The following is a 10245-nucleotide window of genomic DNA, read 5'->3' on the forward strand; positions in this document are numbered from 1 at the left end:
TCCTTCACCTCCTGTTAATTCCGTGCTTTCTTTTGCAGTTCATATAACACGTTCATCGCCTCTAACGGTGTTAAATTTAAAATATCAAGCTCCTTCAGCCTTTCGACCACTTTTCTTTCCTTGGATGAAAGATTAGGCTTTTTCGATTCCACAGGTTCATCGAAAAATGAAAGCTGCGATGCAGCCGCTTGCTGCGGCTTGACGGTTTGCTGCTCATCGTTTTCCCGGCCATCAGGCAGGACAGGGATTTTTTTCTCTTCCTGCTGTTCCAATGATGACAAAATTTCCGTGGCACGGCTGATCAGTTCTTTTGGCAGTCCTGCAAGTTGGGCAACGTGGATGCCATAGCTTTTGTCAGCCGGCCCCTCTTTTATTTTATGAAGGAATACTACACGTCCATTGTGTTCAATTGCACTGACATGAACATTCTTAAGTTTCACAAGCTCTTCTTCGAGGACAGTCAGCTCATGATAATGTGTCGAAAATAGTGTCTTGGCGCCAATCCTTGTATGAATGAATTCAATTATTGCCTGAGCAAGCGCCATTCCATCATAGGTAGATGTACCACGCCCGATCTCATCGAAGAGAATCAAGCTGTCTTGTGTTGCATGAGCAATTGCGTTTTTTGCCTCTAGCATTTCAACCATGAAGGTACTTTGGCCTGAGACAAGGTCATCTGCCGCTCCTATCCTTGTAAACACCTGGTCAAAGATAGGAAGGACAGCCTCAGACGCAGGAACAAAACAGCCGATTTGGGCAAGAATTGAAGTAAGGGCAACCTGGCGCATATACGTGCTCTTACCGGACATGTTCGGGCCTGTAATTAACAGCATTTCGCGTTCCGGGGACATGGTACAGTCATTCGGAACATAATCCTGGGCATCAAGGACCTTTTCGACGACAGGGTGACGGCCATCCTTAATCATTATTTCTCTGGATGCCGAGAATTGCGGCCTTACATACTTGCGTTCCTCGCTGACTTCGGCGAAGCTTTGCAACACATCAATTTCGCTTACAATTTTAGCAAGGGACTGAAGCCTGGGAATTTGTTCTTTGACCCGGTCGCGGATTTCACAGAACAATTCATATTCCAGCTCACCGCATTTTTCTTCAGCTTCCAGAATCAACGATTCCTTTTCCTTAAGGGCCGGGGTGATGAATCGCTCGGCATTGGCCAGCGTCTGTTTTCTGTCATACTGGCCTTCAGTCAGAAGATGGAGATTTGCTTTTGTCACCTCGATGTAATAGCCGAATACACGGTTATAACCGACCTTCAGGGACTTGATTCCGGTCTTCTCCCTTTCTTCCTTTTCAAGCTGAGCAATCCACGTTTTGCCATTGCGGCTTGCATCCCGGTATTGATCAAGCTGTGCATTATAACCGTCACGGATAATATTTCCCTCTTTTATCGACAGTGGTGGATTATCTATAATTGCCTGCTCGAGAAGGTCTGCAATCTCCTCACATGGATCAAGCTCCAAAGCAAGCTCATCAGCCTCGGTTCCAGGCATCCTCTGGACAATATCCTTTATATGAGGGATTTGCTGAAGCGATCGCATCAGCTGCTTCAAGTCACGGGCATTTACGTTTCCAAACGCCACCCTCCCAGCAAGCCTTTCAAGGTCATATACTTCGTTAAGCCTTTCCTGCAGGTCTTTCCGTTCAAAATAAGCTCCGATAAAGCTTTCCGTCAAAGCATGCCTTCTTTCAATTTCAGCCAGGTCAATCCTTGGCCTGTCCACCCACTGTTTCAGGAGACGCCCACCCATTGCAGTCTTTGTCTCATCAAGTAGCCAGAGCAGTGATCCCTTTTTGCCCTTCGAACGAATTGTTTCGGTAAGTTCAAGATTCCTCTTTGAATAATAATCTAGTTTCATATAATGATGGACATGATAAGTAGAAACAGGCTGAAGGTGATCCAGGCTCCTCTTTTGTGTCCGGTACAAATAATTAAACAACCTTGAAACCGTGACAATCAGTTTTTCCTGATTAAGCTCGCTAGTCAGTGAGCGGAATTCTTCCTTGTCCTCTGTTTCCTCTTCATTTGAAATCGTCAGGACAGTTCGTTCCTGCATCTTTTTTTGTAAATCCTCGTCTAATGAAGTAGAGATGACAACCTCCTTGGCTCCAAGTACGGACAATTCATTCAACACATCTTCTGTGTTAGAGGAAAGGAGCGTTACCTTGTTTTCTCCTGTTGAAAGGTCGGTATACGCAAAACCATATGTACCATCCGAAAATTTACTTATAGTAGCAAGGTAATTGTTTTCTTTTTCATTTAGGCTGCGTCCTTCCATTACTGTTCCTGGCGTAATCAGCTGAATAACTTCCCGGCGTACAACACCTTTGGCTTGTTTCGGGTCTTCGGTCTGTTCGCATATTGCTACCTTGAAACCTTTTTCAATCAGCCGTTCAATGTAGGTTTGGGCAGAATGATAAGGAACCCCGCACATTGGGATTCTTTCTTCTCCTCCGCCTCCCCTGCCGGTTAGTGTAATTTCAAGTTCTTGCGAGGCTTTGATGGCATCCTCAAAGAACATTTCGTAAAAATCGCCGAGGCGGAAGAATAAAAAGGCATCCTGGTATTCTGCCTTGATTTGTAAATATTGATTGATCATTGGCGTATTAGCTGCCATCGTATCCTCCCTAGATAAGTCATTTTATGTGGTCCATACTAAACATTATGGCTTTTACAATCTAGCTCCAGCACGTTATGTTTCTCGAGTAAGTTCGACAATCTATTATACCATATTCCCGAAACCTGCTTTACCCGCCTCGCTCTAAAATTTCATATTGGGAAAATAAAGTAAGATTTACCAATTAGTTTGAAAATTTCGTAAAGCGGGAATTAAATCAAGTACACTAGTAAAAATTACATAAGTGGAAATTTTAAAAAGTGACTTTAGGAGGGTTGTAAATGAAGTATTCGGATGTTAAGGTCATTTATTTATTGGAGAATCGATATGTACCTGGCAAACAGGGGAAGCCGGTGTTGTATTATCCTGGAGCATTGAAGGAAACCTCGCTTTTAACTGAACAGGAGCTCGTAAACCAATGGAGCAATGGCGTATCCGGGTATTATCGCAACCACCGCTCCAGCCATGAAGTCCTTGGTGTCATTCAGGGCAGCGCTGCCCTTGAATTAGGCGGTGATGGGAAAGTCCACCTTGAAGTTAAGCCCGGCGACTTATTAGTTTTCCCTTCTGGTACTGAAAAAAGACAAGTTTCTTCAAGCCCTGATTTCAAGGCCGCTGGATATTCCTCAAACTACGAAAGCAGCAGCAATGAGGAAAGTGGTTTGTCGGAGATTCCCTTTTTCGCTAACAACGGAACCGAGTTTTATCAACTATCATTCAACTTATAGATAAAAGGCAGCGGCTATAGAAGCCTGCTGCCTATTTTCATTCTGAAAAAAAGTTCTCGAATTTTTCCTTGTCTGTGCGCTCTTTATTCTGATAATAAGGATTATCTTCAGTCGGATTATCAGGATCCAAATTTGTCTTAATGACCAGTGTTGGCCCGCTGGTTCTTGTTTTAGATATCATCCTGTCCTCTAGTTCCTTAAAATCTGGCAATTTTTCGTTACCTGGCTTGAAAGGTTCTGTCATGGATGCACCTCCTCTGTCTAGCTTTTTCAAAAGCAAAATGTCTTATGTATGTTTTGTGTCACTACTTTTTAAAACTTTGTGAAATTATGAACAAAACACTTCTTGCACCTGGATTCTCCCGTTAAAATAAAGGTATTAGATTGGAGGTCGAATGGTCATGGGGATGCTGACAACCTGGCTGGAGAGCCTTGCTTACGAAATTGATATTACAGCTGGGTGCCTTCATTCACTAAGCAGAAAAAGTACCTGCAATAAATGCATTGACGGTTGCCCTGTGGAAGCAATTACTCTTTCCGATGGTAAGCCTGTTATTAACGAACAACTTTGCACGAAATGCGGAGCGTGCATTCCTGTCTGCCCTCAAACGGCGATCCATGGCCGTTCACCGGAACGGGCAGTATGTAATGATGTCCTTCTTATCAACGAAGAATCGTTCCCTAGTGTAGAGGAACTTCTATATTTTTATAAAAGAGGAGTCCATTCATTATCCTATAAAGATAATAATCAACAATCTCTAAATGTTGCAAACAAGCTACTCTTTGAAATGAGGCTGCCTGCTTTTAAAATAATCGACCAAACAAACTGCAAAGATAATGAACCAGGCTATTCAAGAAGGGGATTTTTCCAAAAAGCCGTGCATGAGGGCCGTAAGCTCGCCGCAACGACTATTACCCCTGCCAAGTGGAGGTTCAACCATAGTGTATTTAATATACCTGGAATGTTTGATGATACTTCTTTATATAATGCGGTAATTGACTCTAGCACTTGCACTGTATGCGAGGCTTGTTTTAAACTTTGCCCCGAACACGTATTTTCAATTGATGATGAAGTGATAATCATAAATCAAAAGGATTGCACCGGCTGCTCACTTTGCGCAGATGTTTGTACTCATAGTTCAATCACAGTTTCTTTGAAAGCACACAAAGAACTTACGAGTCGAATGGAGACTCGCAAAAAGGCTTGTTCTCACTGTGGTAATGCCTTTTATTCGTGGCCTAATGAATCAAATGAACTCTGTGAGCATTGCAAGAATAGACGCCAAAACGGCTACCTTAGCCCATATGGAAATTGAAAAGGGCCGCTGATTGCCCTTTTCAATCGTTTGTTAGAAAATGGGACAAAAAAGAGAAAAACTAGGAAGAAAATCCTCCTAGTTGCTGCTTATTCTTCCTCTTTTCCGACAAGGAAGTCCGGATCGATTTCTTCAAACTCTTCATCGTCCAGGTCAAATTCCCATTCGTCGTCCCGGTCGCAGCCATCAGGATTAACTGCAACACATATCTTGGTTTCCCCTACCACTTCACAGGCAAATTCCCTCTCAACATGGACAATCACCTTTCCACCCTCAGGGGATATCGCAGCCTCGCAGCAATTCGGCTGCTGAATGACTTTTGCTAAAATGCTGTCATCATCAATTACATGTTTATCCCGGTACTTAAGTTTGATGACATCCTTATAACGGACGCGGTCATAGGCTACGTCTGTTTTAGTATTGTCGTTATAGGAGTACCATAGGTTAACATCATAGTAGCCATGAATTTCTACGCACTTATCGGCTTTTTTAGCTTCGTATTTATGATTAATGATCCAGCAGCCCAGTATGCTGGATGGATTGTGCGTTGGATTGATTGTGTGCTGAGACTGAGTAAACTTCTGGCCCTTTGCAACGACCGCTTTTGTAATAATCTCTCTATATTCTCCCATTCGAGCAAACCCTCCTCATTCAGTTTCACTTCATCCTATGCGTGTGCACAGACTTGGGTGCGATTAAATTGCATTGGATAAATGTTTAGGCATGCTTCATCATATGCAATAACTGAATATAGGTTCCTGCCCTATTTAAACTTGAAATCACTTGTTTGCAATTAAGTCACTTACTTGGAAAGACGTGCTTGGAATAAACTATTCTCTTGTGTGGTTTTGTTAGTAAGGAGGCATTTTTCGCTCCCGGTCGATTTTGGCTAGAGATGCCTATCCAATAACCGAGGGTAATGTTCCTAGAAGCCTTAAGATAGTTCAAGGTAAGCTAAAAATCAAAAAAAACAGGCCCTCATATTAGGGCCTGTTTACATTAATGATGGTCGTGATCGTGGTCGCATCCGTCGCCCTTGCTTACGCTGGCGCCAGTTTCACCCCGAAGCACATCTCCACCTGTTGACTCAATTACAATATCAGTCACTTTGTTCGAAATCGTATTGGCAATCATTTGAAGCAATTCATTTACATCAACTTGTGATTGTTTAAAATCCTGGACAACGGGAATCTCATCCAATTGTGCTTCAAGAGATGCAATCTTGTCTTCAACCTTTTTTAAGGCTTCAGGTTTACCATAATGCTGAAGGTTAACAGCCTGTTTTTGAAGGCCTTTAATATCTGAGATCAATGTGCTCACCTTTGGATTTTGGTGAATTTGAGCTTCAGCACGCTTGAAGAAGTCTACCTCTTCTGTTTCGGCTATCATTTTTGCTAATTCTGCTGCGCGGGCAACGATATCATCTTTAGTGAATTTCGCCATTTAGTTCACCTCAACTAGCGGTATAGCCGAATCGGTTTCTACCACTATTTCCCCATTTAATGACCATGTTTTGGCCTCGTTTATTTTTACCTTTACAATTTTGCCAATTGAAGTTTTTGGAGCTCTGAAATTTACAAGTTTGTTTTTATCTGTATAACCAGCCAGAACCTCAGGGTTGTTCTTGCTTTCTCCTTCAACAAGAACTTCTACAATTTGGCCCTCATAATCTTTCAAAGCTTTCGCAGAAAGATCATTTACAAGTTTGTTCAGGCGCTGCAGCCTTGCCTTCTTCACTTCCATCGGTACATTATCCTGCATTTTTGCGGCAGGAGTTCCTTCCCTTGGAGAGTAAATAAAGGTATAAGCAAGCTCAAAGCCCACTTCCTCATATAATGACATTGTTTCTTCGAACTGCTCGTCGGTCTCATTCGGATACCCAACAATAATATCAGTAGTAAGAGCCACATTAGGAATAGCAGCCTTAATCTTCCTGACAAGTTCCAGGTACTGTTCCCGAGTATATTTACGAGCCATAATTTTCAAGACGTCTGTAGATCCTGATTGAACAGGGAGGTGTATATGCGGCATTAGGTTTCCGCCTTTTGCAAGAACCTCAATAAGCCGATCATCGAAATCCCTTGGATGGCTTGTGGTAAAACGCACCCTTGGAATATCGATTTTACGGATCTCATCCATCAAATCACCAAGCCCATACTGGATATCTTCAAAGTCTTTACCATACGCATTCACGTTTTGGCCTAGAAGGGTTACTTCCTGGTAACCTTGCGCTGCTAAATGGCGGACTTCCTGAATGATATCCTCTGGGCGTCGGCTGCGTTCTTTACCGCGTGTATACGGAACAATACAATACGTACAGAACTTATCACAGCCATACATGATGTTAACCCAGCCTTTGATATTCCCTCGGCGTACTTTGGGAAGATTCTCAATGACATCGCCTTCTTTGGACCATACTTCAACTACCATCTCTTTAGACATATAGGCTTCGTTTAGAATGTTTGGAAGTCGATGGATATTATGGGTACCAAAGATCATATCGATATGTTGATGCTTCTTAAGAATCCTGTTGACCACCGATTCTTCCTGGGACATGCAGCCACATACACCTATGAGCAAGTTAGGCTTTTCCATCTTTAATGCCTTCAGGTGGCCGATTTCACCGAATACCTTGTTTTCCGCATTCTCGCGGATTGCGCATGTGTTAAGAAGGATTACGTCCGCATCTTCGGTTTTGTCGGTCGGTTCATAGCCAAGGGCCATGAAGATACCAGCCATTACTTCTGTATCATGCTCGTTCATTTGGCAGCCATAGGTCCGTATGTAAAACTTCCTGCCATCTCCCATTCCTCTAAACTCCTCAGAAATGGTGAAGTCACTATGATATTTTACTTCTTCTTTGCCGCGTTTCTTTGCATCCTTCAAGGAAGGGGGTACAAAAACAGTTTCAAAGTACTTGCTGTAATCCTTGGCGGATTTTTTGTCCGTTGGATTAGCTTGGTTTGAATCTAAGCGTTGGTTTTCGTTCAATGGTTCAATGCCCCTTTCTTAATTTTATCAATTGATGATAAATTGGTGGTTGGAACAATTTTTTATCATTTTAATTGAATGAAATGACAAAATTTAATAAAATTGTGCACATTACTATAGTATAAATGGTTAATCGGCTTAAAACAATAGAAAATAGAAGTAGTCTGCGGTATCTGCCATTGTCCCTCACAAACAACCACCTAATTTGTAGGTCTGTCTACAAAGAGAGAGTTATGTTATTTTGATGGATAGGCAGTTGGAGGTTTTGACCAGAATGGGAGTTTTTCTAGAAGTGCCGCGGTTGAAGGAGAAATTTCGGTTAGGCTGACAAAACATGGGTTGAATGGGAAACCCAATTAATAACCACAGCGTTACGTTTTTTGTTTTCAATATAAAAAAGACCCCAAAAGCTAAGTTTTGGGGTCTTTCTATTGTTGCCCGGCAGCGTCCTACTCTCACAGGGGCTTACGCCCCAACTACCATCGGCGCTGAGAAGCTTAACTTCCGTGTTCGGGATGGGAACGGGTGTGGCCTTCTCGCCATAACTGCCAGACTATATGAGGGTTGTTCCCTCAAAACTGGGTAATCGTAAAGGAAGAATTAGAAGAACACGAAGCAATCAAATATGGTTAAGTCCTCGATCTATTAGTATCAGTCAGCTCCACACGTCGCCGCGCTTCCACCTCTGACCTATCAACCTGATCATCTTTCAGGGATCTTACTTCTTGCGAATGGGAAATCTCATCTTGAGGGGGGCTTCATGCTTAGATGCTTTCAGCACTTATCCCGTCCGCACATAGCTACCCAGCGATGCCTTTGGCAAGACAACTGGTACACCAGCGGTGCGTCCATCCCGGTCCTCTCGTACTAAGGACAGCTCCTCTCAAATTTCCTGCGCCCACGACGGATAGGGACCGAACTGTCTCACGACGTTCTGAACCCAGCTCGCGTACCGCTTTAATGGGCGAACAGCCCAACCCTTGGGACCGACTACAGCCCCAGGATGCGATGAGCCGACATCGAGGTGCCAAACCTCCCCGTCGATGTGGACTCTTGGGGGAGATAAGCCTGTTATCCCCGGGGTAGCTTTTATCCGTTGAGCGATGGCCCTTCCATGCGGAACCACCGGATCACTAAGCCCGACTTTCGTCCCTGCTCGACTTGTAGGTCTCGCAGTCAAGCTCCCTTGTGCCTTTACACTCTGCGAATGATTTCCAACCATTCTGAGGGAACCTTTGGGCGCCTCCGTTACATTTTAGGAGGCGACCGCCCCAGTCAAACTGCCTGCCTGACACTGTCTCCCACCCCGATAAGGGGTGCGGGTTAGAATTTCAATACAGCCAGGGTAGTATCCCACCGACGCCTCCACCGAAGCTGGCGCTCCGGCTTCTCAGGCTCCTACCTATCCTGTACAAGCTGTACCAAAATTCAATATCAGGCTGCAGTAAAGCTCCACGGGGTCTTTCCGTCCTGTCGCGGGTAACCTGCATCTTCACAGGTACTATAATTTCACCGAGTCTCTCGTTGAGACAGTGCCCAGATCGTTACGCCTTTCGTGCGGGTCGGAACTTACCCGACAAGGAATTTCGCTACCTTAGGACCGTTATAGTTACGGCCGCCGTTTACTGGGGCTTCGATTCAGAGCTTCGCGTGAGCTAACCCCTCCTCTTAACCTTCCAGCACCGGGCAGGCGTCAGCCCCTATACTTCGCCTTGCGGCTTCGCAGAGACCTGTGTTTTTGCTAAACAGTCGCCTGGGCCTATTCACTGCGGCTCTTCAGGGCTATGAACCCTAAAGAGCACCCCTTCTCCCGAAGTTACGGGGTCATTTTGCCGAGTTCCTTAACGAGAGTTCTCTCGCTCACCTTAGGATTCTCTCCTCGCCTACCTGTGTCGGTTTGCGGTACGGGCACCTTTCATCTCGCTAGAGGCTTTTCTTGGCAGTGTGGAATCAGGAACTTCGGTACTAAATTTCCCTCGCTGTCACAGCTCAGCCTTCACGGGAAGTGGATTTGCCTGCTTCCCAGCCTAACTGCTTAGACGCACATGTCCAATAGTGCGCTTACCCTATCCTCCTGCGTCCCCCCATTGCTCAAACGATGAAGAGGTGGTACAGGAATATCAACCTGTTGTCCATCGCCTACGCCTTTCGGCCTCGGCTTAGGTCCCGACTAACCCTGAGCGGACGAGCCTTCCTCAGGAAACCTTAGGCATTCGGTGGATGGGATTCTCACCCATCTTTCGCTACTCATACCGGCATTCTCACTTCCAAGCGCTCCACAAGTCCTTCCGGTCTTGCTTCGACGCCCTTGGAACGCTCTCCTACCGCGGACACCATAAGGTGTCCACCCACAGCTTCGGTGATACGTTTAGCCCCGGTACATTTTCGGCGCAGAGTCACTCGACCAGTGAGCTATTACGCACTCTTTAAATGATGGCTGCTTCTAAGCCAACATCCTGGTTGTCTAAGCAACTCCACATCCTTTTCCACTTAACGTATACTTTGGGACCTTAGCTGGTGGTCTGGGCTGTTTCCCTTTTGACTACGGATCTTATCACTCGCAGTCTGACTCCC

The 10245-nt window shown here is 44.8% G+C and carries 7 protein-coding genes and 2 rRNA genes (1 of these 9 cut by a window edge); 2 read left to right on the plus strand and 7 right to left on the minus strand.

Features of this window, described 5'->3' with window-relative positions; translation table 11 throughout:
- Window positions 1–14: 14 nt before the first annotated feature.
- Window positions 15–2636, minus strand: a complete 2622-nt coding sequence (mutS, locus tag AM500_RS14920) for a DNA mismatch repair protein MutS (protein ID WP_053599929.1) — start codon at window positions 2634–2636, stop codon at window positions 15–17.
- Window positions 2637–2917: 281 nt separating this feature from the next.
- On the opposite strand from mutS, the gene AM500_RS14925 reads away from it, so the two are divergent.
- Window positions 2918–3364, plus strand: a complete 447-nt coding sequence (locus AM500_RS14925; RefSeq protein ID WP_053599930.1) for a cupin domain-containing protein — start codon at window positions 2918–2920, stop codon at window positions 3362–3364.
- A 37-nt stretch (window positions 3365–3401) separates the two neighbouring features.
- Here the strand turns inward: AM500_RS14925 and AM500_RS14930 are convergent, their stop codons facing one another.
- Window positions 3402–3608 (minus strand): hypothetical protein, encoded by a 207-nt coding sequence (locus AM500_RS14930; RefSeq protein WP_053599931.1) that lies wholly within the window; start codon window positions 3606–3608, stop codon window positions 3402–3404.
- A gap of 157 nt (window positions 3609–3765) precedes the next feature.
- Between AM500_RS14930 and AM500_RS14935 the strand changes: the two genes are divergently transcribed.
- Entirely contained in the window at window positions 3766–4680 is a 915-nt protein-coding gene (locus tag AM500_RS14935; RefSeq protein WP_053599932.1) for a 4Fe-4S dicluster domain-containing protein, read from the plus strand.
- Between the two features lie 89 nt (window positions 4681–4769).
- Here AM500_RS14935 and AM500_RS14940 read toward each other — a convergent pair whose 3' ends face one another.
- From AM500_RS14940 to AM500_RS14960, 5 genes are all read right to left on the minus strand, one after another.
- Entirely contained in the window at window positions 4770–5312 is a 543-nt protein-coding gene (locus tag AM500_RS14940; RefSeq protein WP_043929867.1) for an outer spore coat protein CotE, read from the minus strand.
- Window positions 5313–5679: 367 nt separating this feature from the next.
- On the minus strand, window positions 5680–6123 hold the full coding sequence (locus AM500_RS14945) for a YlbF/YmcA family competence regulator (protein WP_053599933.1): 444 nt from the start codon (window positions 6121–6123) through the stop codon (window positions 5680–5682).
- Complete coding sequence (gene miaB, locus AM500_RS14950) at window positions 6124–7671, minus strand: tRNA (N6-isopentenyl adenosine(37)-C2)-methylthiotransferase MiaB (protein WP_053599934.1); 1548 nt, start codon at window positions 7669–7671, stop codon at window positions 6124–6126.
- Window positions 7672–8107: 436 nt separating this feature from the next.
- A 5S ribosomal RNA gene (gene rrf / locus AM500_RS14955) occupies window positions 8108–8224 on the minus strand.
- Window positions 8225–8296: 72 nt separating this feature from the next.
- A 23S ribosomal RNA gene (locus AM500_RS14960) occupies window positions 8297–10245 on the minus strand; it runs 985 nt beyond the window's last position.

Source organism: Bacillus sp. FJAT-18017, assembly GCF_001278805.1.
GTDB lineage: Bacteria > Bacillota > Bacilli > Bacillales > Cytobacillaceae > Bacillus_D.

Excerpts from the sequence above, each read along its gene's own strand:
- mutS (WP_053599929.1), bottom strand. The coding sequence starts at position 2,636 with ATGGCAGCTAATACGCCAATGATCAATCAATATTTACAAATCAAGGCA.
- AM500_RS14925 (WP_053599930.1), top strand. The coding sequence starts at position 2,918 with ATGAAGTATTCGGATGTTAAGGTCATTTATTTATTGGAGAATCGATAT.
- AM500_RS14930 (WP_053599931.1), bottom strand. The coding sequence starts at position 3,608 with ATGACAGAACCTTTCAAGCCAGGTAACGAAAAATTGCCAGATTTTAAG.
- AM500_RS14935 (WP_053599932.1), top strand. The coding sequence starts at position 3,766 with ATGGGGATGCTGACAACCTGGCTGGAGAGCCTTGCTTACGAAATTGAT.
- AM500_RS14940 (WP_043929867.1), bottom strand. The coding sequence starts at position 5,312 with ATGGGAGAATATAGAGAGATTATTACAAAAGCGGTCGTTGCAAAGGGC.
- AM500_RS14945 (WP_053599933.1), bottom strand. The coding sequence starts at position 6,123 with ATGGCGAAATTCACTAAAGATGATATCGTTGCCCGCGCAGCAGAATTA.